We start from the raw sequence: 25,033 nt of genomic DNA on the forward strand, positions 1-25,033 counted from the left end.
GAGATAGTATGTTTAGGTTTTGGTTATTTTTACATTTTACAGGTCTTTCCATTTGGGTTGGGTCTTTGCTGGCAATTACCCTTATTTTAGTGATGATGAAAAAGCACCTAGGGTCGAAGGAACTTTCCACAATCGTGAAAAAGATAACAAGGATTGGCAATATACTGGTTCATCCAAGCGCTTTTTTTGTATTATTGAGTGGTGTTTTTATGATCATCTCAATGAATCTCAGTTCCAAGCCATTTTACCTTGCCTTTATGGAGCGAATTGGCGGCGTCACTGTGTTGCTTACCATCATAGGCGTAAGCCTCTTTGGACACAAACTTGCCAAAAAATTAACCCAGCTTGAGATGGACGGAGGAGTATTAAAACATACGCGAAGTATTAATAGCTATATCATGATGATGCTTCTATCCGTTTTACTTGTTTTCGCAGTGATTTTTGTTGTTAGCTTTCGTTTTTAATCCTTTATATGAGCAGGAGGGAAAAGTTTTCCTCACCTGCTTTCTCTACTTCTCAAAAGAATGATCCATTTCAAAATCATTTATCCACAGACTTATACACATAATCAACACAATTATAAAGGTAAATGTTTAATTTTTACACATTACCCACAAGGTTCGGGATACTTATCCACAAAATTGTGTATTTCCTGATATTAATGAGGTTTTTGACCCTTTTGGAAGAATTATTCACAAGTTTATCCACATATTTTGTTAGAAATAGAAGCCCTTTTTTATAACGATCATACTGATAAAACATAGCTAGATTTGCTCTTCCTATTCCCATGGCAACCGGATGATAAACTTCGTCCCTTTTCCAAGCTCACTCTTCACCTCTATCTCGCCTTTATGGAGATCGATGATTTTCTTTACGACAGATAATCCTAAACCGCTGCCCGATTGGGTCCGATTTCGCGATTTGTCGATCATATAAAAACGGTCAAAGATATGGGGAAGTTCCTCTTCTGGTATCCCTTTTCCCGTATCTAGAAGCGTGACAACAATTTGATTATCAATGACTGCCGAAATGGAAATCACCCCAGCTTCTCCTGTGAATTTAATACTATTGGTAAGAAGATTGGTCCAAACTTGTTGAAATAACTGTCGATCTGCTTTTACAACAAGCTCAGGAAGATCCAATTCCAGCTTGAGCTTTTTCTTATTCCACTCCCACTCGGTCAACAATACGACCTCGCGGATTTGCTCATCCAATCGGAATGGCTCTTTATGGATGGCTTTCACTTCTTTATCGAGTGAAGATAATAATAATAATTGTTTACTCAGTGAAGACAATCGACCGCTTTCCTTTTCAATGATTTCCAGGTACTGGTCTGCCTGTTCAGCAGTTACCGACTTCGTGCGAATTGCCTTTGTAAAACCGCGAATGGATGTTAAAGGAGACTGAATTTCATGAGACACATTGGACACAAACTCCTGACGCATATCATCTAACTTTTTCAAAGACACAGCCATTCGTTGAAAGTCGCGGGCAAGATCACCAATTTCATCTTTCCGATTGTGATCAAGCTGGATGTCATAATGCCCGCCAGCGATTCTTCTAGTAGCCTTCGTTAATTTTTTTATGGGCCGGACAAGAAAACCAGCAAAAATAGCAATCAATGCTAAACTAATCAAAAAAGTAAGGCCTAACAGAATACTAAAAACAATTCGCATTTCCCCAAATTGCTTTTCCACATTAGGGCGCACGAACAAGGCCTGAATTTCACCATCAACCTCCATGGGCACACCGATACTATTTTTTATATCATCTTTGAAAAATCCCGTCACAAATAGACTACTTTGAAATGCAGAAATCCCGTGATAAGTCTCGCCGTTTAATACTGATTGAATGTCTTCTTCCTCTATATCATAGTTACGGAATTCATCACCAAATTGAACGCCTTCCATTTCTTGATTCATCAAATATAATTGGAAATTCATATTGGCGACTCTTTTTAAATACTTATCCACAGGCATGTTATCGTCTGCATGCTCATATAAAAAGCTAATCTCTCGTGCCACTTCCAAAATTTTTTCCTCGTTAAAATCCTTCAACTTAATTTGATAGTAAAGATTCGAAAATAAAAAGGCAATCACGCCACTGATCAGAGCAATAAGAGCAAAAGTAAGAACAATTCGAACGTATAAAGTCTTCATTTTTTCATAGCCTCCAACTTATAACCAAGACCACGGACGGTGACAATTTTAAAATTATTTGTTAGATCACGAAATCGTTCTCGCAGGCGTTTGATATGGACATCAATTGTCCGATTATCCCCATCGAAGTCTTGCCCCCAGACTAAGTCCAAAAGTTGCTCTCGCGTATATGTACGATCAGGCTGACTTGCAAGCTGGGCTAGAAGTTGAAATTCCTTTAAAGGTAATACCAAGCGTTCTTCTCCTACTCTGACTTCATACTTATTCCGATCGATCACTGTCTCATGCAAGGTAATAATATTATCTGAAACCATTTGGTAACGCCTGAGTAAAGCCCGGATCCTAAATAATAACTCTTCCGGTTCAAACGGCTTTACGACATAATCATCTGTACCCGATAAAAAACCTTTCGCTTTATCTTCCATTTCTCCTCTAGCTGTTAATAAAATAACGGGAATATCGTAAAACTGGCGAATCTCTTCACATAATTCCCAACCATTTTTTCTGGGCATCATCACATCCACAACAGCTAGGTGAACTTGTTGTTCTTCGAGTAAAAGAGAGGCAGCCTCCCCATCCCCAGCTGCCAATACTTCAAAGCGTTCTTTCTGTAAATAAAAGCGCAATAGCTCGCGAATATGGGGATCATCATCTACAACTAAAATTCGGGTCTGCATTATACCCCACCCCTTTTTACTTTAACTTTACCGTATCTTTGTTAGGAAGCAAACCGATGATTATTTTTCTAAGCAGCTTGTGCTAAATTTGGATTTTTGCTAGAGAGAAACGGACAGAGTGTTTCTAACAACACTCTGTCTGTATAATCAGTCACTTATTCTTACCATGGGTTAGAATCAAAATAGATGGTAGGAAGATGCCTCTTATTAAGAAGGTATCTAAGAGAATTCCTAGCGCCATTGTAAATCCGAATAAGAACAGTTCTTGTAAAGGCTGTGTCATAAGTACAGCAAACGTGGCGGCAAGAATCAGACCTGCAGATGAGATGACGCCTCCTGTTACTGAAACACCTTTCGCCACCGCATCCTTCCAAGGCAGTTTTAACGCTTCTTCACGGATCCGAGAAACGAGCATAATATTATAATCAATCCCAAGGGCAACCATGAAGACAAAGGTATACACCGGCAATCGATAACTAATCGCGTCATATCCCAACCCATGCTTGAAAATCCACCAGCTGAAACCTAGGGAAGCAAAGTAGGATAATAGAATCGTTCCCATCATTAGAATCGGCATTAGAACAGATTTCGTTTGAAAGCCAAGAATGACGGTTAGTAATATGGTTACGAGTGAAAATAATACAATCATATCGCGTTGATTCATTGTGCGCACATCTAATTGCTGTGCCGTCTGTCCCGCGTAGTGCAGCTCCACATCAGAAGATGTAAAACCACTCTCTTCTAACATCTTTTCACTTGAATCAAGTAAATCCTGCACCGTATCCAAAGCCTCCACACTATATGGATTCTCCGCTAAGACCACTTGCAACTTTAGGGCCTGCTGCGAATCGGCCAGAAAATTCCGTGGTAAATCTTCAGGCTCTTTCGGCAGTTCTGTCGATAGACTTGGCGAAACAGAGTCTACCCCCTTATGTTTCTTCAGTAGACTTTCAAATTGATTCACTTGCTCGACCAACTCTTCATTTACTTTGATTTCTTTCGATGATTTTAAAATTATGGTGACAGGTGCTAGTTGCCCCGCAGGATAATTGTCTTCTAATAATTCAAATCCTTGCCGAGAAGGCATGTCCTCTGGAAAGGATTTTAGCAAGTTAAACGAGAACTTCATCGAGGTAAAATTGAAGATACCTACTAGTAAAACAATAAGCAGTAAGCCTCCCATAACAGCTGGGTGCTTTTTGACGAGCTGACTAATTTTATGCCAAATCCCCTTCTCTTTCTTCTCCTTCTTTTCCACTTTTGGTATAAATGGCCAGAAAGCTTTTCGCCCCATTAGGGCAAAAATACTTGGGATCAAAGTTAAGCCTGCCACTAAAATCACGACCACTGCAACCGAAAAAACAGGCGCAAAATGATTGTACGGTTGGAAGATGGTCGTAAATAGGGTAAGCATCGCTAAAAACACGGTCCCACCACTAAACACAATCGGTTCTGAGACATGATAAATTGCCTCCCCCATCGCATCATACTTCGATTCTTGCTTGCTTAATTCCTCACGATATCTTGAAAATACAAACAAACTATAATCGGTGAGAACCGCAAATAACAAGACAAGCATAATAGAATTTGCTGAACTATCCACGGTAAACCAATCATTTTTTCCAGCTAGACCCAAAATCCGATCGACTGCACCATAGACAATTCCCGCGATTACTAATGGTGTTAACGCCAATAACGGGGAGCGGTAAATCAAGATTAAAATAATAAAAATCAAGACCACCGTTGCTAACATTAAAACGAAATCCGCATTTCGAAATAGAGAGATCGTATCCGCCGAAATGCCCGCTGGACCCGTAATTTCAAATTGCAATTCATCTAGTCCAATTTCCTTTACCTTATCACGAATTTGATCCAGTGCGACTAACGTTTTGTCAGAATCCAAGTCAGGCTTCATAGAAAGATTAAATAAAAGTGTCGATCCATCTTCAGAAAACATTTGATCTTGAATATCCTTTGGAAATTGATGGTACGGTAACGCGCTTGATACATCCCGAGGTCGATCATTAGATGCTAACCATTCACTTAACTCTGTCAGTTTTTCTCGATCTTGATCTGTGATGTTGCCATCGCGATGGAATACAAGTAAAGCTGGTACCCCATCATCTGAAGGAAATTGTTCCTCCATGATTTGCTCGGCGATCTCTGAAGGCTGATTCTCCTTCACGCTCATTTCCTTACTACTTCCTGCATACTCCTTGGCTCCTGGCGCGATGACACTCAATATAGCCACGACAACAAGCCAAGCAAGCAGAGTGATTTTTGCCCCTTTAGAGCTACTTGCAAATTGAACAATTTTTCGAAACGGACGAAGCATGTCAACTCATCTCCTACTCTTTCTTTCTAGCTCGATTGTAAAAATCCAATATGAACGGGGTGTGAATGACAGATTACGAGTGAGCATCACCTATTCTCAGGCTTACAGTGATCTATTAGCCATCCCAATCAGTCTATTAGCCCTTATGATGATCCTATTAGTCATTAAGTCATTTCTATTAGCTGTCACGACAAGCCTATTAGCCGTCGCCCCTCTTTTATTAGCCATTGCATCAGTTTATTACTGTCCTAACGCACAGCCTATTTTTTAAAAATACCTTGACATTATTTTGATATCGTTATATGGTTAATTACATAAGTAACTAACCAATATGGTGGTGAAGTTGTGAAACAGTTAATGGACGATGGGCGGCCTATTTTTCTGCAAATAGCTGAACGGATCGAAGATGACATTATGGAAGGTGCACTTTTAGAAGAGCATCAAGTGCCTTCCACGAATCAATTTGCTACATTTTACAAAATCAATCCTGCAACAGCCGCAAAAGGCGTTAACTTATTGGTGGAGGAAGGGATTTTATACAAAAAGCGAGGGATTGGCATGTTCGTTGCAGAAGGAGCACATGCAAAAGTGATCGAAAAGCGAAAAGAACAATTTTACGAGCAGTATGTCGTCACCATGATTCAGGAAGCCAAAAAGTTAGGGATGACGATTGAACAGCTAACCGAGATGGTACAAAGAGGGGAGGAGCAAGCATGACAACAATTATTGACATCCAACACCTGATAAAAAATTATGAAGATAGCAAGGTTGTTGATGATATCAATCTTTCTATAGAGGAAAATAAAATTTATGGATTACTAGGAAGAAATGGGGCTGGGAAAACAACTTTAATGAAGCTGATTACGGCTCATATCTTTTCTACTAATGGGGACTTGCGCGTATTTGGTGAACAGCCTTATGAAAACCAAAAGGTCTTGGAGAAAATCTGTTTTATTAAGGAAAGTCAAAAGTATCCGGATAATTTTCGGGTCCGCGATGTAATAGAGGTTTCCGCCTCCCTTTTTCAAAATTGGGATCAGGCGTATGCTATGGAGCTCATAAAGGAATTTAATCTGCCGCTCAAGAAAAGAGTCAAGAAATTATCACGCGGTATGCATTCGGCAGTTGGCATCATAATTGGGCTTGCAAGCCGGGCACCTCTCACTATTTTTGATGAGCCTTATCTAGGCCTTGATGCCATTGCAAGAAAGATATTTTACGATCAATTAATTGAGGATTTCGGAAATCATCCTCGTACGATTATTCTATCTACTCATTTAATTGATGAGGTCAGTAACTTACTCGAGCATGTGATTGTCATTGATCAAGGGAAAATTCTCATTGATCGTGACTCTGATGAGTTACGTGGACTCGCATATGCGGTGACGGGCTTATCCGCTCAAGTTGAATCATTTATAAAAGGAAAAGACGTGATCCAGGAAGATAGAATGGGCGGGACGATGACAGCGACCTTAATCGGAGATGGAAAATCCCAAGCCACACAGTGGGGACTTGAGGTTTCACCTGTTTCCTTACAACAGCTTATTGTTTATTTAACGAAATCGAGACCTGAAGGGAGGATGTCTTCATGAGTATTCAACGAGCCTTAAAAATACACAGTCAAGATAGGGCATGGCTCTATATTGCGTTCATCATTTTAGGTGTAAGCTTTCTCTTCGGCTTGACAATTGGGCTTTTGATTCCAGGCGTTGAAAAAATAATGATCACAGGCTTTAGCTACATTCTCGTCTATATGTTTGTGATGGGAGTTGCTGGATTTAATCAAACCTTTGCCTATGCGATGGGGATGTCCGTACGGAGAACCGATTATTTTATTAGCTTTGGCTTAACAGGACTCCGTTCAAGCGTGCTATTTGCTATCCTCTATATTGTGCTTGGAATGGCCGAACATGTTACACAGGGCTGGGGAAACACTCTAATTTTTTTCAAATTCCCCTACCTCAATGATGGAAATATCCTTGAACAATTAGTCGTCTACTTTCTTGGCTTTGCAAATTTCTTTTTCTTAGGTCTCTTCATTGCCATTTTTACAAAAAGATTCGCTCTTAAAGGGTTCTTAATCCTTGGTCTTTCGTCCCTTTTTTCAATCACGCTCGCTGTACTATTAATCACTTATTATAAGGCGTGGGTGGATCTATTTCAGTGGTTCACACAACATACTGCTTTTCAATTGAGTATGTGGCTTATCCCATTATCACTTTTGTACGCGATCGTTTCCTTTCTGATTATCCGGAGAACGGCGGTTTAGATTTTTCTAATGAACCATTTAAAAAGCATGATTTTAATAATTTAAAAAGGAGATGTGCAGAATGAACAAATATCAAAAGCGCACTGTATATATTTCAGTTTTAGCATTAGCCTTTTTCTTAATGTTTTCTATAGTGACACAAAATTGGGGATTCTTTTTATGGAGTTTAGTACCTATTTTCCTGGTTTTAATGACTACCCTCTTCATCAAAAGTGACAAGAAAAACCAGAGGAATGAAAAGATTTAATTATCACGCTCCATAATTGTAAAATTTCGGATCTAATAATCCATATAGCAAGAGTATAGCTTTACGAGGTGCATGTTACGCAAGGATTTAGATGCATCCACCAGTAAAATCGGGGAATTGGTATAACAATTCCTCCGATGCCTAGGTTGTTTACCTGTCCCGTGGCGATCTTCATTAAGATCAATACGGGATAAACTTTAAATAGCTAAGCTAATCTGATTAAAAGTGAGAGGAGATTGTAACATGGGGATATTTATTGCAATTGCGCCCCTTGTAATTGTCGGCGGAATCGTAGTGTTTGTCATTAAAAGGCTCCAACATAAATATAATCAAGGTACCCTTGGAAAAAAAGAAACAAAAGGTGCTCAAAATTTATTGGTTAGTTTAATTCCAATGGGCATGCTCTTTGGTGCTGCTATTGGTATAGTCTTTGGTATGTTTTCCTCAATCTCTCTACCTACTACAATTAGTTTAGGGGCTGGAATTGGCTTCCTATTTGGATATTTCGCCTATGAATTTTATAGTAAGGAAGAAAACAATTATTCATAATCGCTAGCTGCTAAGCCTTATTCCTTATTATAGAGTGTGCCCATATCCGACGTATGGGCACACTCGATCTTTACTTTGAGACAGGAATTTCCACTTTCTCTTGATATTCTTTCATATAGTGCATCCCTTTAATGACTAAATGTTCCGGGGGATCTTCCGTTGTAAATACTAGAGTCCGTTCTTTCAAAATATCTCCATTTGCTTGTTTGCTTTCCTTTTGGTTAACCGTTGTTTGCAACGGGGTCACCCCTCCACCACTTTCGAGCAACACCCCCTCAAGCATGACATCTTCAGCAGTAGCGATCGTCACTTTTACTTGACTCTTTTCTCGATGAATGTGTAGTATATTCAAAGTTTCCCCGCCCATCTCAATAGATCCATTCCCAACCTCAGTAAGCGGAATTTTTTCGTTCAGTGGCTGATAGCCAACAAACTCCTTCATAACAAGCTGTAAAGACTCAAGTTCATCAGGAAGGGCATCATAACGCAATTCAAACTTGCTCCCCCTAAGGCTAGTAGTAATGCCACTGCCAAGTTGTTCAAGTGGCTGACCATTGGCGATTAATTCAATCCCTTCTAAGGCTAGTGGAACCCTATCAAAATTCTCAACCTTTAATCTTCCTTTAATCATCGTAATTGTTGGGGAAGCTATAATCGATTGAAATCTGACCTCTCCCTTATCTACCTTGACTGTCTTTTTCAATGGCTGTTTAAATTCTGCTCGGAAAGCTTTGTTTGGATTGTAAGTAAAGGTGATGTTTCTCTCAATCTGCTTTTCATTATCAAGAATCTCCCAAAAATGTAAAGTTAACTTTTTAGAAAAGGCATTGACAGGGTTAAAGGTTTGCATTCCTTTTATTTCTGTCTTACTGTCATTCAGCCAAGCCGTTCCACTAACAGTATAAGAATTCGTTAAAAAGCCGGTTATGCTGCGTAAATGTGGAAGATTTTCATTATCAAGCCCATCAGGATTTTTGATTGTATAATATAAAACCAATTGATTTTCATCGGCCATTACGCCATCTATATACAGCCGGCTCCCCTCTGTTAAATCAGTTGATTGGTCAATGATTTGCCCCACCCCTTGTTCATTTAAATTTTGTAACGTCCCTGTCATGACCTCATCAAAACCGATTAATTTTTTTCCATAAAAAGCGAATGCATTATAATGATAGCCAACGAAAAGGGTAAAAAATGCAAGCGCGGCTGCCACAAGCCAAACACGTGATTTCCGTCTCCTATTCGGGGTATGATCGAGTGCCTTTCTTAATCGATCTTCTAGCTCTTTAGGAGCGGTCACAGATTTCAGCTGATCTATTCCTTTCTCTAATTGTTTTTCAATCTTACTCATGCTTATCACCTCCATAATGCTCTCTTAACTTCTTCAAACCATTAAAAACTCGTGATTTGGCTGTTCCAACCGACACATTGGTCATCTCAGCAATGGTTTGGTAATCAAGGTCATGAAAATATTTTAATTGAATAGCTTCCTTTTGATGCCCATTAATATGATCCAGTAATTCCTCTATCACCATATATTGCTCTGACTGTTCATATGGATCCTTTGTTGAAAGCTGATTCTCCGCGACCATTGAAAAATCATCTGTCAACACAACCCGTTTTCTTTTTCGAATCATTGCTTTACAGGTATTCACTAAAATCGTTTTGCTCCAACCAAAAAATGCTTCATTCCTTTTTAATTGATTAATATTTTCATATACTTTCACGATCATTTCATCCATGGCCTCTAGGGCATCATGCTGATTTCCTGTATAGGTCAGGGCTAAACGATAATATGCATCTTTTTCAGTCATAATCAGTTCAACTAACGCATTCTTGCTTCCTCTCTTTGCTTTCTTCACCAGCCGGCTTACATTCATCTCTTCACCTCACTACGTATAAGAGTCGGTACAAGATAGAAAAGTTCATTTCTTTTAAAAATCACTACTCTTTACTATAACGAGTGATGCATAAAAAAACGACCTACTCAGGTATTTTCCCAAGTAAGTCGTTTTCTAAAAAGTTTCTTATTAAGCTTGTGCATTTTCATATTCAGTTATTTTATCTTCTAACTGCAAGGTTAAAGCAATTTCGTCCCAACCATTTAAAAGCATTTCCCGACGATAAGGATCTGTGGTAAAGGAATAGACAGCGCCATCTGCTGTTGTAATTGTTTCATCCTCTAAGGAAACAGTCACGGTTAATGACTTTTCTTTTCCAGCTGCTAAAAGTTCTTCAATCTGTTCAGCTGGCAGTTGGACTGCTAAGATGCCGTTTTTCAGACAATTATTATAAAATATATCCGCAAAGCTTGTGGCGATCACAACCCGGAATCCATAATCCCCAAGAGCCCATGGGGCATGCTCACGAGATGAGCCACAACCAAAGTTTTCACGGGCAACAAGGATTTCTGTTCCCTTGTATTCTGGTTTATTTAAAACAAACTCAGGCTTTTCCGTTCCATCATCATTGAAACGCCAGTGATAAAATAGATATTTTCCAAAACCAGTTCGCTCAATCCGTTTTAAAAATTGCTTTGGAATAATTTGGTCTGTATCAACATTGGCACGTTCAAGCGGTGCTAAAACACTTGTTACTTCTTTAATCGGCTTCATGCTGTCGCCCCCTCTTTTGTGAAGTTACGTACATCAACAAAATGGCCGGCAATCGCTGCAGCAGCTGCCATTGCTGGGCTGACAAGATGTGTACGAGAGCCATTTCCTTGACGTCCTTCAAAGTTACGGTTAGAGGTGGAAGCACAGCGTTTCCCTGCTGGAACTTGGTCCGCATTCATCGCTAGACACATACTACAACCAGTTTCACGCCATTCAAAACCTGCATCAAGGAATATTTGATCCAATCCTTCCTGCTCTGCCTGTAGCTTCACTGTTCTAGAACCAGGAACAACAATCGCATTGACGCTTTCCTTCACCTTTTTACCAGCAACAACCTTGGAAGCCGCTCGCAAATCTTCAAGTCTTGAGTTAGTACAAGAACCGATAAAGACATATTGGATCTCGATATCTTCGATTTTTGTACCACCTTGAAGACCCATATATTCCAACGCCTGTTCAATTTCCGCTTTTTCTGAATCACTTTTAGCATCTTCTGGTTTCGGCACTTGATTGGAAACCCCAACACCCATGGAAGGATTTGTGCCCCAAGTAACAAATGGTTCGATTTCAGATGCATCAATTTCAATTACTGCATCATATACAGCATCATCATCTGTTGCCAAATCGCGCCATTCGCGCTTCAATTCTTCGAACTTTTCACCACTTGGAACATGCTCACGTCCCTCTAGATAGGTAAAGGTCGTTTCATCTGGGCTAATCAAACCAGCTTTCGCTCCAGCCTCAATCGACATATTACAAACCGTCATCCGTTGTTCCATTGTTAAATTTCGAATGGCTTCCCCTGTATATTCAAAAATATGACCAGTTCCAACATTTACACCGTATTTAGCAATAATTGCTAAAATCAAATCTTTAGACGTTACGCCAGTACCAAGTTCTCCATTCACTTTGACTTGCATTGTTTTTGGTTTTTGTTGCCATAGTGTTTGTGTGGAAAGTACATGTTCCACTTCACTTGTGCCAATTCCAAACGCCAAAGCACCAAAAGCACCATGGGTCGAAGTATGACTATCCCCACAGACAATTGTTTTTCCCGGCTGCGTTAAACCAAGTTGAGGACCAATTACATGGACAATTCCTTGATCTGGATGTCCCATTCCGGCTAATGGAACACCGAAATCTGCACAGTTTCTTTCAAGAGTTGTCATTTGTTTTTTTGAAATAGGATCTGACACCACTTCATTTAAACGAGTGGGTACATTATGGTCCATGGTCGCATAAGTCAAATCAGGTCTTCTTACTTTACGTCCATTCAAGCGAAGGCCTTCAAAGGCTTGTGGAGAAGTAACTTCATGCACAAGATGAAGATCGATATATAGTAAATCAGGCTTCCCCTCTTCTCGATCAACAACATGTTTTTCCCAAATTTTCTCAATAATGGTCTTGCCCAATTTCCTCACCTCACCCTTCAAGTTCATTCACAATCTTTTCCGTCATAGCCGTTGTCGACAATACTTCTCTACCAATATTCTTAAATTCACTTGTACAATAACCTGCTTCAAGAATCTTTTGCACAGCTGCCTCGATCGTATCGGCTTCTTCTAACAAACCAAAGGAACTTCTGAGCATCATTGCTGCCGATAAAATCGCTCCGACTGGATTGGCAATATTTTGACCAGCGATATCAGGAGCTGATCCATGTACAGGCTCATACAGGCCAAAGCCATCAACCCGCAGGCTTGCTGATGGTAACATCCCGAGTGAACCTGTGATAACAGATGCTTCGTCACTTAAAATATCACCAAACATATTTTCCGTTACGATTACATCAAAGGTAGATGGGTACGTAATCAGTTTCATTGCAGCAGCATCCACGATCGTATGCTCATACTCTACCTCTGGATATCTCTTTGCCACTTCTTCTACAACTTTTCTCCATAGCTTACTTGATTCAAGCACATTGGCTTTATCTACAGAATTCAGCTTGCCACGTCGCTGCTTCGCTAATTCAAATGCATGCACAACGACACGCTCAATTTCTTCACGGCTATATTGTAGTGTATCTACTGCATTTTCGTCATCATGATGACTTGGTTCCCCGAAGTAAAGGCCACCCGTAAGCTCTCGGACAATCACCATATCCACGTCTTTTGCAACATCTTCCTTCAAAGGAGAAACCGCAAGTAAACTTTGATAAGCCTTAACAGGCCGAAGATTAACACTTAATTCAAAATGCTTCCGAATTTGTAGAAGTCCCTTTTCAGGTCGTAAATGGGATGGATTTTGGTCCCATTTTGGACCACCTACTGCTCCTAGCAAAATTGCATCACTTTCTTCACAAAGTTGAATTGTCGCGTCTGGTAAAGGTTGCCCTGCTTCATCAATTGCGCTCCCACCAATAAGGCCTTGTTTCCACTCAAATTCATGATTAAAGCGACGTCCGATTGTCTCCAAAACAGCAATTGCTGCATCTGTTACTTCTTTTCCTATTCCGTCACCACGTAATACCGCTATTTGCTTCTTCAAACCTCATAACCCCCAAACATAATTACAATAAGGTAAAACTACATTTCGACACAATTTATATACATGGATGCATCCCCACCGGACGTCCAATGACTATAGGCATAAACTTAATTTCGGGACGTGCCAGGCACCTCCCGAAATTAAGTTTATACTGACTTCATTAATTCTTTCATATGGGTTGATAGTAGACTGCGATTGACTGCATTTAGGTAGGCTTTTGCGGATGCTTCGAGTACATCTTGGACAGAGTCTCTCCCCGTCAATTCTTCACCTCGAAAAGAAAGATTTACCACAGCTTCTGCTAAAGCGTCTCTTCCTTCTCCGATCGAGGTAACCCGATAATCCAATACATGGACTTTTTCTCCAACGACCTTTTCAAGTGCATTGAAAATCGCCTCAACACTACCAGAGCCGCTTGTCGTTTCCTTTGCCACAGATTTATCAGGCTTTTTCACAATCACTATTGCAGATGGGTCTTTCTCTGACTCATACTGTATACCCACTCTTTCTAGATCAAATACAGAAGTATCAGACTCTTTCAACTGTTCATTTGTTAAAATCGTCCACAAATCGTCATTCGTCATTTCCTTTTTACGATCCGCTAAATGCTTGAATTCTTTAAAAGCACTGTCCAAGCTATCTTGATCTAACTCAAATCCAAGTAATTTAGCACGATCTTGAAACGCATGACGGCCAGAATGCTTACCCATTACTAGATTGTTTGATGTCTCTCCAATTAATTCAGGGGTAATAATTTCGTAGGTTGTTGGCTCTTTCAATACACCATCCTGATGAATGCCTGATTCATGAGCAAAAGCGTTTTTCCCTACAACGGCTTTATTCGCTTGTATATGCATACCAGTCAATTTACTAACAAGCTGACTAGTGCGTTTAATCTCATTTAGTGTTAAATCTGTTTTAATATCTTCATAGAAATCTTGCCTTGTATAGAGAGCAACCGCCACCTCTTCTAAAGCAACGTTCCCTGCTCTTTCACCAATGCCGTTAATCGTTCCTTCTACTTGGTCAGCTCCGTTTTCAATCGCAGCTAATGTATTGGCAACAGCCATCCCTAAATCATTATGACAATGAGCTGACAACTTGGCCTGTTCAATATTGGGAACATTTTCTTTCAAAAATTTAAACAAAGCCCCATATTCCTGGGGCGTAGCATAGCCTACTGTGTCAGGAATATTGACAACGGAAGCACCTGCTATGATTGCTTGCTCCACAATATGAGCTAAGAATTCACGATCTGAACGAAAGGCGTCTTCCGCAGACCATTGCACACGTGGAAAAAACTGCTTTGCATATTGAATGCTTTCTACAGCTGTAGTAACAACCTGTTCAGGTGTTTTCTTTAGCTTGTGTGTCATGTGAATTGGTGAAGTAGCAATGAAGATATGCAATCTTGGATTTTCAGCTACCTGCAAAGCTTCCCATGCTGCATCAATATCCGATTTTACGGTTCTAGCTAGACCTGTCACAGTCGAATTCTTGACTGTTGATGCAATTTGTCTGACCGATTCTAGATCCCCTGGGGATGCGGCGGGAAACCCCGCCTCAATAATGTCTACCCCAAGTCTTTCTAGTTGTTTCGCAATTTCAAGTTTTTCGATAGAATTCAGATTGACACCTGGAGATTGCTCTCCATCACGCAAAGTAGTATCATAGATGTCAATTTTTCGCACTTGATGCCACTTCCTTGGATTTCTTTTTACCTGCTTTCACAAATGGCATCATTTCGCGGAGTTCTTGACCTACCTTCTCAATCAAATGCTCATTTTCGCGACGATTAATGGCATTAAACTCTGGACGGTTCAATTGGTTTTCTAGGATCCAGCCTTTCGCAAACTTACCTGTTTGGATGTCATCTAGGATGTCTTTCATACGCTCTTTTGTAGCTGCATCGACAACACGCGGTCCAGATACAAAGTCTCCCCATTGTGCTGTATCAGAGATGGAGTAACGCATACCTGCAATACCATCTTCGTACATAAGATCAACAATCAATTTCAATTCGTGCAAGCACTCAAAGTAGGCAAGTTCTGGTTGATAACCAGCTTCTACAAGAGTTTCGAATCCAGCTTTGACAAGTGCAGTCGCTCCACCACAAAGTACCGCTTGTTCTCCGAAAAGGTCTGTTTCTGTTTCTTCTTTAAATGTTGTTTCAAGAACACCAGCTCGAGCAGCTCCAATTCCTTTTGTATAAGCTAGAGCAATATCTCTTGCTTTTCCAGTTGCATCTTGGTATACCGCAAACAATGCAGGTACTCCTGCTCCTTGTTCAAATGTACGACGAACAAGATGTCCAGGCCCCTTTGGAGCTGCAAGGAATACATCCACATTTGTTGGAGGTACGATTTGATTAAAATGAATATTAAAACCGTGAGCAAAAACTAATGATTTTCCTTCCGTAAGCTCAGGCTTCACTTCATTTTCATAAACATCGACTTGGCGCTCATCTGGAAGAAGAATCATAATAATATCCGCTTGAGCAGAAGCTTCGCGAACCGAATATACTTCATGACCATCTTCAACCGCTTGGTCAAAGGACTTTCCTGGTCTAACACCAACTACAACATTAAAGCCACTTTCCTTTAAATTAGTTGCATGCGCATGACCTTGTGATCCATACCCTAGAACTGCAATCTTCTTGCCTATTAGAATTTGTTCATCGATTTCGTTATTGTAATATACTTTTGCCATTTTTAATTCATCTCCTAGTTTTTATAATTGTAAGATAGATAGGTGTGTTGATTCTTGCTTTTGATATTCGCGGACAAAGGCTGTAACCCCTGTTCTAGATATATCTTTAATGCCATATGGCTTTAGCAACTCAATGAATGCTTCCACTTTATTAGGTTCTCCAGTTACTTGTACAGTGATATTATTTTGCCCCATATCTATTACTGTCGCTCTGAAAGGTTCAATAATGCTATACACCTCACTTCTAACAGGTGGTGGGCACTGTACTTTAATTAAAGCTAATTCTCTTGTCACGATGGATTTATCGGTAATATCTGAAACCTTCAGTACATCAATTTGTTTCTGTAATTGTTTCACTAACTGTTCCATTTTTGCCGGGTCATCAATTGGCACAATAAACGTGATTTTTGAAACAGTTGGATTTTCAGTAGGCCCCACCGTGATACTTTCAATATTAAATTGTCTTTTTGCAAATAATCCCGTGACTCGATTCAATACCCCACTATTATTATTGACTGTTACGGTAAGAACTCGTTTCGTCGTTTTCATTCTCCCACCCCAATCATTTCATGAAGTCCCTTTCCAGATGGAACCATTGGATAAACCAATTCCTCCTGAACCACACGGCAATCAATTAATGCAGGTCCTGGAAAATGAATGGCTTCTTCCAATACCTTTTTAGCTTCTTCAGCATTTGAACACCTATAGCCATTTATCCCATAAGCCTCTGCCAATTTGACAAAATCAGGCTGTTCAGGGATTAAAGAATGCGAATAACGTTTTCCATGAAACTTTTCTTGCCACTGACGAACCATTCCCAAACAAGCATTGTTGATAATGACAATCTTCACTGGCAAATTTAGTTCTTTTACAACGGACAATTCCTGTAACGTCATTTGGAATCCGCCATCCCCCGATATAGCGACAACTGTTTTATCGGGCGCTGCTAATTGTGCTCCAATTGCAGCGGGGAAACCAAAGCCCATTGTTCCTAGCCCTCCAGATGTTACCCATTTATGGGGATCATTGAAGACATAATATTGAGCTGCCCACATTTGGTGCTGCCCAACATCGGTTGTCACGATTGCCTCTCCATCTGTCAATTCATGAATCATTTCAATCACATGTGGTGATGAAAGGCTTCCTTCAGATGAACTAGGCTTTTTAAATGGATACTTTTCCTTATTTTCCTGCAATTGCTTCATCCACTCGGAAATATCAGGAAGATTGAATTCCATTCCCAGAAGTTCTTTCAACACAACCTTTGCGTCTCCAACAATTGGAACAGTTGTCGGTACATTTTTGCCAATTTCAGCAGGATCAATATCAATGTGAGCAATTGTTGCATTCGGAGCAAAGTGGTTAAGATTCCCAGTCAAGCGATCATCAAATCGTGCCCCAATATTAATCAGTAAGTCACAATCGGTAATCGCCATATTCGCCGTATACGTTCCATGCATGCCCCCCATCCCTAAAAATTGTTCATGGGTACCAGGAATTGTGCCTAAACCTAGTAGAGTATTGACAACAGGATAGCCCGTTTTTTCAACAAATGTTTGAAACTCTTTGTTTGCTTTTGCAAATAAGACCCCTGCCCCAGCTAAAATTAATGGCTTTTTCGCATTACTCATGAGAGTCGCAAGCTTTTGCAATTGTAAATAATTTGGTTTTGTTGTTGGTTGATATCCTGGTAGCTGTATACTTGCTTCTGGATATTCACCAGCCAACTGGGTGGCGATATCCCTCGGGATATCAATTAAAACAGGTCCCGGGCGACCAGTTGAAGCAATATGGAATGCTTCTTTCACAATACGTCCAATGTCCTTTAAATCTTTAACTTGGTAGCTATGCTTGGTAATCGGCATTGTAATCCCGACAATGTCTGATTCTTGGAAAGCATCTGTACCTAGTAGCGAGCTTGCAGTTTGGCCTGTGATCACTACAAGAGGCAATGAATCCATCATAGCATCTGCGATCCCTGTCACTAAATTAGTTGCTCCAGGACCAGATGTAGCGATGACTACTCCAGGTTTTCCAGTTACTCGCGCATATCCCTCTGCCGCGTGAATAGCTCCTTGTTCATGTCTTGTCAACACATGATTCATAGGATTTTTATGCAGGGCATCGTAGATTGGGAGTACGGCCCCTCCTGGATAACCAAAAATCACTTCAACATTCTCTTTTTGTAATGTCTCAATAAATAAATCTGCTCCGCTCTTCGTCTTTCCATTGGCTTCAGTGGCTGTATTTTGGTTATTTGCTTCCATTTGGATTCCCATACTCACTGCAAGCTTCATCCTTTCAAATTATCATTTTTTTAAACATATCATAAATCCGACCATTCATGCATAAAATTCACCGATTTGCGAAAAAATTCTAGCCATTTTAAGAAAATGCAATTGCTTGGCTCTTCCTCTGCACTCTTACATCTGTAGTCGTAACACTAATGAATTCATAGGCTTCTTCTAATTGCTATAAATAAAAAAAGTTTTCTCAGCCCACACAAAAGGAGAACCTTTTATGCAGGGATGAAAAAACTTCATGGTACCACCCTACTTTTCAGTGAAATTCACTGACTTAGGAGCGACGAATGCCACTCATTGATAACGAGAACTTGAAAATCCCCGTGTACCCATAATCACAATTGTTTTCCGGGTACCTGCTCCAAGGCGATGTCACAAATGGCTGCATTGTCGGTTTCCAGCAGTTCCGACTCTCTGGTAATGCAGTGGATCCATTCATTTTTACCTTTTCATTGCTTTTCGTTATTGTTCAAAAAGGAGTAAAGCCCTTTTTTGAACATACACTATATTTAAAATGTAGTCTTTACTCTTTCGCTTGTATTATTCTATATTTTCATAACTCCACCTGTGCTAGCAGAAGTGACTAATTTAGAATACCTAGCTAAATATCCCCTTTTAATCTTAGGTTCGAACGGCTTTAAGTTCGCTTGACGTTCTGCCAATACCTCTTCGTCGACATTCAATTGAATGGATCGGTTGGTGAGATCAATGACAATTTCATCTCCATCTTCCACTAAAGCAATCGGGCCGCCTTCAGCTGCCTCTGGAGAGATATGACCTATGGAAATCCCTCTCGATGCTCCGGAAAATCTTCCATCTGTAAGTAAGGCAACATCCTTATCAAGTCCTCTACCAGCTATTGCCGATGTTGGTGAGAGCATTTCCGGCATTCCAGGTCCACCTTTAGGGCCTTCATAGCGGATGACGACTACGTCTCCAGCTTTCACAGTGCCATTGTTGATGCCTTCTTGAGCAGCATCCTGTGACTCATACACAACCGCTTTTCCTGTAAAAGTTTTAATCGACGGATCAACAGCTCCTACTTTTATAACACCGCCATTTGGGGCGATATTTCCATATAAAATAGATAAGCCTCCTACAGGACTATATGGGTTATCTTTCGGTCTTATGACTGCAGGATTCTTAATTTCATGGTCTTTCACATTTTCATAAACTGTTTTTCCTGTTACAGTCATTCGATCTCTCTCGATTGCGCCAATTTCACATAGCTCACGAATAATTGCACTTATTCCACCAGCATCATGCACATCCTGCATCGTATAATCAGAAGCTGGAGCAATTTTTGCTAAGTAAGGAACCCGCTCAGCCACTTTATTAATTCTGGATAAGTCATAATCTAGACCTGCCTCATGAGCGATGGCCAATGTATGAAGAACCGTATTCGTTGAGCCCCCCATTGCCATATCAAGTGCAAAACAATCATCAATCGTTTGATCTGTGACCAGGTCACGCGGCTTTACATCTTCTTTCACCATCCGAATCAGATTCTTTGCCGCTTCTTTAATTAATTTGTGGCGTTCATTGGAGGTCGCTACAATCGTTCCATTACCTGGAACTGTTACACCAAGCATTTCCATCAAAGAATTCATGGAGTTGGCTGTAAACATTCCTGAACAAGATCCACAAGTTGGACACGCATTTTGTTCGATATCGAGAAGTTTGTCTTCTGACATTTTCCCTGCATGGAAGGCCCCTACACCTTCAAAAACAGAAGTCAATGTGAGTGGCTTCCCATCAGATGACATACCGCCTTCCATTGGTCCACCTGATACAAAGATAGATGGAACGTTGGTTCTAAATGCAGCCATCAACATGCCGGGAGTAATCTTATCACAGTTTGGAATATAAAATACACCGTCAAACCAGTGAGCATTAATGACCGTTTCTGCTGCATCTGCGATAATTTCTCGGCTTGGTAGAGAATAACGCATGCCTATATGTCCCATCGCAATCCCATCGTCTACACCAATCGTATTAAATTCAAATGGGACACCGCCTGCTTCCCAAATCGCTTCTTTTACGACTTCTGCAAAAATATTTAAATGCTTATGTCCTGGAATAATATCAATATATGAATTACAAACACCTATAAAGGGTTTCTCTAAATCTTTTGTTTTAAGACCTGTAGCATATAATAAACTTCTATGCGGGGCACGGTCAATCCCCTTTTTGATCATATCACTTCTCAATTTATTACATCTCCTGTTATGACAGTTTCTGAACAAAAGCACCTTGATGGACGTTAACAATGAATTTCAACTTAATTATTAACAAGTTGAAAATTTTATAATTGTCTTAGCCAACATTTAACGACTCGTCATGAATTTTGACACCATCTGTTACAGTTGATTCGCGAAAACTTTCTGACAAATCACTAGTGACTGGTCCTGGCTTTCCATCTCCCACAATACGACCATCCACTTTTGTAACAGGAATGACTTCTGCAGCCGTACCGGTTAAAAATACTTCATCAGCTGTGTACACTTCATGTCTTGTAAAAATGCCTTCGATCATTTCGTAACCCTTTGCTTGGGCTAATTCCATTATAGCATTTCTTGTAATTCCGACTAGTGCTCCCACATAGCCAGGCGGTGTTTTTAACTTTCCGTCTTTCACTATAAATATATTATCAGCCGATCCCTCTGCAACATAACCTTGGTCGTTTAACATCAGAGCTTCGGAAACACCGGCTAATGAGGCTTCAATTTTAACTAATACATTATTTAAATAGTTTAGTGATTTCACCATCGGACTTAAAGCATCAGATCGATTACGCCTTGTTGCAACTGTAATAATCTCAAGTCCGGTTTCATATAGTTCTTTAGGATAAATGCGTAATGGTTCAGCAATAACCAATACGGTTGGTTTCTCACATGTATAAGGATTTAAACCAAGATCTCCTACACCACGAGATACTACGAGGCGAATATAGCCATCATTGAGCTCATTTTGGCGGAGTGTTTTTACAACAATGTTAGTCATTTCCTCTTTTGAATACGGAATGGTTAACATGATGGACTTCGCCGAGTCATACAAACGTGTCAAATGTTCATCTAAGCGGAAGATATTTCCTGAATATGCACGAATTCCTTCAAAAATTCCATCTCCATAAAGGAATCCATGATCATATACAGACACAACGGCGGCTTCTTTTTTTACGAATTCTCCGTTGAGGAAGATCAATTGTTCACTCAAGTTATTCGCCCCTCTCTTCAGATATTTATTTTTCAGTTAGTTTTGATTTATTAAATTGTTCCTATAATACCGCGGTATTGGCGAAAGGTCAAGGGATTTTCAGAATGTTTTCCCTTTTAAAAACCGTCTCCTTCCCTATGAATCCGTTTTCAATGCGATCGCATCAACCACAAAAAAAAACGAAAAAAAAGAAAGATTTTTCGACATTTTTTCTGATATTTGTCTACATAAGAAAAGAGGCTGAGACAAAAGTGTTTTCACACAAGACAAAACCGAACTACTAGGTTCATATACCCGCTCCGGAAATATAACTTGCTTTCCGCGGGCGAGTAGCAAGCCTCCTTATCCGGGGTCTTGCTGAAATTTCAGTCCCCGCAGGGAGTATATGCTAAGGTATACATTGTTCGTCCTGAAGCTCAACGTTTTAATTATGCCCCAGCCTCGTTCTTATTGACTTTTAGTCTAATTTTAATAAGTGTTAACTTTTGAGCTTCCATTCCTGTTCCCAACGCATTTCAATTTGCTTACGCCATTGTTCCGCATCATGCATTAGCTTCATTGTCACATCTGGATATTCTGCCTGTAAATTCGTTTTTTCTCCAATGTCTTTCTCTAGATCTGATAAATGAACGTTATCTGTAGTTGGCGGTTCAAATTCTTCTAGTTGCCCATTAAGGACCAGCTTCCATTTGCCACTCCTCACAGCCGTCTGTGCGCCCATTTCCCAATAGATATTACGCTCAGGCGTTGCTCTCTCTGTAAGAACAGGCATAATGTCATCTCCGTCAATCTCAAGGTCTTCTAGTGAGCCCCCTGCAGCTTTAATCATGGTTGGGAAAACATCAATAGCACAGCAAGGCTCACTTATTACTTGCCCTCTTGGGATTTTTGCAGGCCAGTTCCAGATACCAGGAACGCGGATTCCTCCATCATAAAGACTAAATTTATGTCCTTTTAATTTTCCAGCTGAACCGCCATAGTATAAATCCTCTGTACCATCAAGCCAGTTACGCGATTCCCTTGAAGGCCCATTGTCACTTTGAAAAAAAATACAAGTGTTATCTAGAATGTCTTTCCGCTCTATTTCCGCAACAATATCACCTACACCATCATCCACAGCACTAAGCATCGCCGCCATCATTCTTCGATCCCATGGTAAATGAGCGAAACGTTCCGTATATTTTTCTGGAGCATGCATGGGATAATGTGGGGCATTGTACGCTACATACAGGAAGAAGGGCTCCTCTTCTCCGGCATTTCGGCGAATAAAATCAACTGCATGATCTGTAACTAAATTAGTAAAATAGTGCCCATCCTTATGAATCTCTTTCCCATTCTCCCAGAGATCGTGAATCGGATTGTCCGGCTGTCCCCAATAATAAATATGAGAATAATAGTCGATACAGCCTGCCATAAAGCCCATCCACTCATCAAACCCTTGGCTATCCGGGCGGCAATCTTCTCGAAGGCCTAGATGCCACTTACCATATAATCCGGTTCGGTATCCAAGGGCCTTTAATTCTGAGGAAATCGTAGGCACTTCCGGCAATAAACCACTAGTTTTTCTTTTTCCTCCGAGGATCGAACGAACGCCAGCATTACCGGGATAACGTCCGGTTAAAAGAGCGGCTCTTGATGGCGAGCATACAGGGCTTGCCGCATACCAATCTGTAAATCGAGCACCTGTATTCGCTAAACGATCAATATGAGGGGTCCGAATATCATTCGAACCCATACAAGACAAATCACCATACCCCTGATCATCGGTTATAAATATAATAAAATTTGGTCGCTTTTTACCCATAGCAGCTTAGATTCCCTCCTTGATTGTTGACTTTACTCATTATTCAACTTAGAGAAACGCCCAAAGGCTTGACTATACACATCCATATAATCATCCAAGCCCATTTTGTTTAACGTATCCACATATTTATCCCACTCAGTGAATGGAGTCTCACCGGTAATTAATTTTACTTTCATTTCATCGACATACGTTGTTAAATCGTTTCCAGTAGAAGCCAACAGATCGGATTCTTCCTGGGTATAAGTAAATTGCGGCCAAATTTCATTTGGAAAGTAATCACTTACCTTGGAAGTTGCATCTATTGCAGAAGGATAACTTGCTCCGCCTTTGGAAAACTTCTCTGTTTGTACAGTTGGCTGACCTGCCCCCGGCCATGCCAAATACTGTCCTACTGCTTCATCTAATGTCAAGCCTTGTGGATTAGAAACAATATCATCAACATATTGGTACTCATCTTCTCCAACCTTTGTAAAAGTTTCTCCTTCTTTTCCCATAAAGAATAGCTTCATTCCTTCCTCAGAGTACCAGTAGTCTACCCATTCCATCGTTTCCTCTGGATATTTATTTACATTGGTAATGACAAATGCTCCTGAATTGCGCAAAACTGGATTGAGGGATGATATTAATTGATCACCATGTGGTCCTTTTAATGCTTGCAAACCAATATAATCATCTTTTGTTTTTTGACCTATAGGTACAGGATTTGCAAAAATGAAGGCACCTACTGTATCATCTTCACCTTTGGCTGTTAGCTTGGAAGTATCCATTGTAAATATTTCCTTGTCAATTAATCCTTCCTTATAGAGCTTGGCGAGATATTCCAGCACTTCCTTGTATTGATCTGCAGTAGGTATGAATCGCAAATCATTTGTACTCTCATCTATATCAACCATTGGATGGGCACCCCCTCGATTACCTAGTCCCCAAAATCCTTTCAATGCATTTTCAATTGATGCAATTTCAGTTCCTGTTATAGGTATTTCGTCATTTTGTCCATTCTCATTGGCGTCTTTTTCTTTAAAATCCTTAAGCAGTTGATACAACTCGTCTGTCGTAGTAGGCTCATCTGCTCCAATCCTATCCATCCACTTCTTATTCAAAAATAGTTTTGCGCCATAATTTGCAGATTGAAAATCACTGACGAAAGGTAAAGAATATATATTTCCGTCAGCTTGGGTAATACCAGCCTTAACTTCAGGGTATTTCTCGAATAGCTTCACCAAGTTTGGGGCATGCTCCTCAATCAAATCATTTAAGGAGATAAAGATGCCATCGCTTCCACGTGCCGCAATATCAGAATTATTTAGTTGGGCACGATAAATTGCATCAGGGTAGTCTCCGCTAGCCAGCAATATGTTACGCTTTTCAACAAAATTCGTATCAGGCACTAACTCCCAATCTATATGAATACCAGATATTTTTTCATATTCCTTCCATACGAGCATATCCTTATAATCAGCATGTACAGGTGATCTAGAAACTAGCATCTTCAATGAAACATTTTCTCCCTCTGTTTGGACTTCTTTTTTAGAAGTATTTCCTTCTTTCCCAGAGCCTGCTGGGGCATCTGAACTACATGCGGTCATTATACCCATTAGAACTATCCCTATTACAATAAACAACCATACTTGTCTCTTCATTTTTTTACTCCCCCAATCAACAA

General features: G+C 40.2%; 23 protein-coding genes and 1 other annotated feature. Of the genes, 7 read left to right on the plus strand and 16 right to left on the minus strand.

Features of this window, described 5'->3' with window-relative positions; translation table 11 throughout:
- Positions 1–8: 8 nt before the first annotated feature.
- Positions 9–464 carry a hypothetical protein gene (locus IPU53_RS18905; protein ID WP_207452548.1) on the plus strand — a complete coding sequence of 152 codons (456 nt, stop codon included), beginning with the start codon at positions 9–11 and terminating at the stop codon, positions 462–464.
- Between the two features lie 315 nt (positions 465–779).
- Here IPU53_RS18905 and IPU53_RS18910 read toward each other — a convergent pair whose 3' ends face one another.
- The 3 genes from IPU53_RS18910 to IPU53_RS18920 all read right to left on the minus strand — a co-directional run bounded on the left by IPU53_RS18910 (position 780) and on the right by IPU53_RS18920 (position 5,171).
- Positions 780–2,159 (minus strand): sensor histidine kinase, encoded by a 1,380-nt coding sequence (locus IPU53_RS18910; RefSeq protein WP_207452549.1) that lies wholly within the window; start codon positions 2,157–2,159, stop codon positions 780–782.
- Complete coding sequence (locus IPU53_RS18915) at positions 2,156–2,836, minus strand: response regulator transcription factor (protein ID WP_207452550.1); 681 nt, start codon at positions 2,834–2,836, stop codon at positions 2,156–2,158. The genes IPU53_RS18910 and IPU53_RS18915 overlap by 4 nt, the downstream gene beginning before the upstream one ends.
- 151 nt (positions 2,837–2,987) lie before the next feature.
- Complete coding sequence (locus tag IPU53_RS18920; RefSeq protein ID WP_207452551.1) at positions 2,988–5,171, minus strand: MMPL family transporter; 2,184 nt, start codon at positions 5,169–5,171, stop codon at positions 2,988–2,990.
- Here IPU53_RS18920 and IPU53_RS18925 point away from each other — a divergent pair.
- The 6 genes from IPU53_RS18925 to IPU53_RS18950 all read left to right on the plus strand — a co-directional run bounded on the left by IPU53_RS18925 (position 5,170) and on the right by IPU53_RS18950 (position 8,236).
- Complete coding sequence (locus IPU53_RS18925; protein ID WP_207452552.1) at positions 5,170–5,442, plus strand: hypothetical protein; 273 nt, start codon at positions 5,170–5,172, stop codon at positions 5,440–5,442. The genes IPU53_RS18920 and IPU53_RS18925 overlap by 2 nt on opposite strands.
- 86 nt (positions 5,443–5,528) lie before the next feature.
- Entirely contained in the window at positions 5,529–5,888 is a 360-nt protein-coding gene (locus IPU53_RS18930) for a GntR family transcriptional regulator (protein WP_207452577.1), read from the plus strand.
- Positions 5,885–6,763 carry an ABC transporter ATP-binding protein gene (locus IPU53_RS18935; protein ID WP_207452553.1) on the plus strand — a complete coding sequence of 293 codons (879 nt, stop codon included), beginning with the start codon at positions 5,885–5,887 and terminating at the stop codon, positions 6,761–6,763. The genes IPU53_RS18930 and IPU53_RS18935 overlap by 4 nt, the downstream gene beginning before the upstream one ends.
- Positions 6,760–7,440, plus strand: coding sequence for a hypothetical protein (locus IPU53_RS18940; protein ID WP_207452554.1), 681 nt, complete (start codon positions 6,760–6,762; stop codon positions 7,438–7,440). Before IPU53_RS18935 ends, IPU53_RS18940 begins: the two co-directional genes overlap by 4 nt.
- A 61-nt stretch (positions 7,441–7,501) precedes the next feature.
- The gene (locus tag IPU53_RS18945) at positions 7,502–7,687 is read left to right on the plus strand and encodes a hypothetical protein (RefSeq protein ID WP_207452555.1); all 186 of its coding nucleotides are present in this window, start codon (positions 7,502–7,504) and stop codon (positions 7,685–7,687) included.
- 243 nt (positions 7,688–7,930) lie between these two features.
- Positions 7,931–8,236, plus strand: coding sequence for a hypothetical protein (locus IPU53_RS18950; RefSeq protein WP_207452556.1), 306 nt, complete (start codon positions 7,931–7,933; stop codon positions 8,234–8,236).
- A gap of 70 nt (positions 8,237–8,306) precedes the next feature.
- Here the strand turns inward: IPU53_RS18950 and IPU53_RS18955 are convergent, their stop codons facing one another.
- The 13 genes from IPU53_RS18955 to IPU53_RS19015 form a co-directional block, all read right to left on the minus strand.
- Positions 8,307–9,587, minus strand: a complete 1,281-nt coding sequence (locus tag IPU53_RS18955; protein ID WP_207452557.1) for a DUF4179 domain-containing protein — start codon at positions 9,585–9,587, stop codon at positions 8,307–8,309.
- Positions 9,580–10,116, minus strand: a complete 537-nt coding sequence (locus IPU53_RS18960; RefSeq protein ID WP_207452558.1) for an RNA polymerase sigma factor — start codon at positions 10,114–10,116, stop codon at positions 9,580–9,582. The genes IPU53_RS18955 and IPU53_RS18960 overlap by 8 nt, the downstream gene beginning before the upstream one ends.
- A 150-nt stretch (positions 10,117–10,266) precedes the next feature.
- Positions 10,267–10,851, minus strand: a complete 585-nt coding sequence (gene leuD, locus IPU53_RS18965; protein WP_207452559.1) for a 3-isopropylmalate dehydratase small subunit — start codon at positions 10,849–10,851, stop codon at positions 10,267–10,269.
- Entirely contained in the window at positions 10,848–12,263 is a 1,416-nt protein-coding gene (gene leuC / locus IPU53_RS18970) for a 3-isopropylmalate dehydratase large subunit (protein ID WP_207452560.1), read from the minus strand. The genes leuD and leuC overlap by 4 nt, the downstream gene beginning before the upstream one ends.
- Positions 12,264–12,273: 10 nt before the next feature.
- The gene (leuB, locus tag IPU53_RS18975; RefSeq protein WP_207452561.1) at positions 12,274–13,338 is read right to left on the minus strand and encodes a 3-isopropylmalate dehydrogenase; all 1,065 of its coding nucleotides are present in this window, start codon (positions 13,336–13,338) and stop codon (positions 12,274–12,276) included.
- A 146-nt stretch (positions 13,339–13,484) separates the two neighbouring features.
- On the minus strand, positions 13,485–15,029 hold the full coding sequence (locus IPU53_RS18980) for a 2-isopropylmalate synthase (RefSeq protein ID WP_207452562.1): 1,545 nt from the start codon (positions 15,027–15,029) through the stop codon (positions 13,485–13,487).
- Positions 15,016–16,047 (minus strand): ketol-acid reductoisomerase, encoded by a 1,032-nt coding sequence (ilvC, locus tag IPU53_RS18985; protein WP_207452563.1) that lies wholly within the window; start codon positions 16,045–16,047, stop codon positions 15,016–15,018. Before ilvC ends, IPU53_RS18980 begins: the two co-directional genes overlap by 14 nt.
- A gap of 21 nt (positions 16,048–16,068) precedes the next feature.
- The gene (ilvN, locus tag IPU53_RS18990) at positions 16,069–16,596 is read right to left on the minus strand and encodes an acetolactate synthase small subunit (protein ID WP_207452564.1); all 528 of its coding nucleotides are present in this window, start codon (positions 16,594–16,596) and stop codon (positions 16,069–16,071) included.
- Complete coding sequence (gene ilvB / locus IPU53_RS18995; RefSeq protein WP_207452578.1) at positions 16,593–18,314, minus strand: acetolactate synthase large subunit; 1,722 nt, start codon at positions 18,312–18,314, stop codon at positions 16,593–16,595. The genes ilvN and ilvB overlap by 4 nt, the downstream gene beginning before the upstream one ends.
- Positions 18,315–18,568: 254 nt before the next feature.
- Positions 18,569–18,812, minus strand: a binding site (T-box leader).
- 83 nt (positions 18,813–18,895) lie between these two features.
- On the minus strand, positions 18,896–20,560 hold the full coding sequence (ilvD, locus tag IPU53_RS19000; RefSeq protein ID WP_207452565.1) for a dihydroxy-acid dehydratase: 1,665 nt from the start codon (positions 20,558–20,560) through the stop codon (positions 18,896–18,898).
- 106 nt (positions 20,561–20,666) lie between these two features.
- Positions 20,667–21,566 (minus strand): branched-chain-amino-acid transaminase, encoded by a 900-nt coding sequence (gene ilvE, locus IPU53_RS19005; RefSeq protein ID WP_207452566.1) that lies wholly within the window; start codon positions 21,564–21,566, stop codon positions 20,667–20,669.
- A 478-nt stretch (positions 21,567–22,044) separates the two neighbouring features.
- Entirely contained in the window at positions 22,045–23,370 is a 1,326-nt protein-coding gene (locus tag IPU53_RS19010) for a sulfatase-like hydrolase/transferase (protein ID WP_207452567.1), read from the minus strand.
- A gap of 32 nt (positions 23,371–23,402) precedes the next feature.
- On the minus strand, positions 23,403–25,010 hold the full coding sequence (locus IPU53_RS19015) for an extracellular solute-binding protein (protein WP_207452568.1): 1,608 nt from the start codon (positions 25,008–25,010) through the stop codon (positions 23,403–23,405).
- Positions 25,011–25,033: the final 23 nt, after the last annotated feature.

It is taken from the genome of Bacillus sp. SD088 (assembly GCF_017355205.1).
Taxonomy (GTDB): domain Bacteria; phylum Bacillota; class Bacilli; order Bacillales; family Bacillaceae_C; genus Lederbergia.

Coding starts and splice junctions, on each gene's coding strand:
- IPU53_RS18960 (WP_207452558.1), bottom strand. CDS start 10,116: ATGAATGTAAGCCGGCTGGTGAAGAAAGCAAAGAGAGGAAGCAAGAAT.
- IPU53_RS18915 (WP_207452550.1), bottom strand. CDS start 2,836: ATGCAGACCCGAATTTTAGTTGTAGATGATGATCCCCATATTCGCGAG.
- IPU53_RS18940 (WP_207452554.1), top strand. CDS start 6,760: ATGAGTATTCAACGAGCCTTAAAAATACACAGTCAAGATAGGGCATGG.
- IPU53_RS18905 (WP_207452548.1), top strand. CDS start 9: ATGTTTAGGTTTTGGTTATTTTTACATTTTACAGGTCTTTCCATTTGG.
- IPU53_RS18955 (WP_207452557.1), bottom strand. CDS start 9,587: ATGAGTAAGATTGAAAAACAATTAGAGAAAGGAATAGATCAGCTGAAA.
- IPU53_RS18930 (WP_207452577.1), top strand. CDS start 5,529: ATGGACGATGGGCGGCCTATTTTTCTGCAAATAGCTGAACGGATCGAA.
- ilvB (WP_207452578.1), bottom strand. CDS start 18,314: ATGGAAGCAAATAACCAAAATACAGCCACTGAAGCCAATGGAAAGACG.
- IPU53_RS18925 (WP_207452552.1), top strand. CDS start 5,170: ATGTCAACTCATCTCCTACTCTTTCTTTCTAGCTCGATTGTAAAAATC.
- IPU53_RS18945 (WP_207452555.1), top strand. CDS start 7,502: ATGAACAAATATCAAAAGCGCACTGTATATATTTCAGTTTTAGCATTA.
- ilvN (WP_207452564.1), bottom strand. CDS start 16,596: ATGAAAACGACGAAACGAGTTCTTACCGTAACAGTCAATAATAATAGT.
- IPU53_RS19010 (WP_207452567.1), bottom strand. CDS start 23,370: ATGGGTAAAAAGCGACCAAATTTTATTATATTTATAACCGATGATCAG.
- IPU53_RS18950 (WP_207452556.1), top strand. CDS start 7,931: ATGGGGATATTTATTGCAATTGCGCCCCTTGTAATTGTCGGCGGAATC.
- leuD (WP_207452559.1), bottom strand. CDS start 10,851: ATGAAGCCGATTAAAGAAGTAACAAGTGTTTTAGCACCGCTTGAACGT.
- IPU53_RS19015 (WP_207452568.1), bottom strand. CDS start 25,010: ATGAAGAGACAAGTATGGTTGTTTATTGTAATAGGGATAGTTCTAATG.
- IPU53_RS18920 (WP_207452551.1), bottom strand. CDS start 5,171: ATGCTTCGTCCGTTTCGAAAAATTGTTCAATTTGCAAGTAGCTCTAAA.
- IPU53_RS18910 (WP_207452549.1), bottom strand. CDS start 2,159: ATGAAGACTTTATACGTTCGAATTGTTCTTACTTTTGCTCTTATTGCT.
- IPU53_RS18935 (WP_207452553.1), top strand. CDS start 5,885: ATGACAACAATTATTGACATCCAACACCTGATAAAAAATTATGAAGAT.
- ilvC (WP_207452563.1), bottom strand. CDS start 16,047: ATGGCAAAAGTATATTACAATAACGAAATCGATGAACAAATTCTAATA.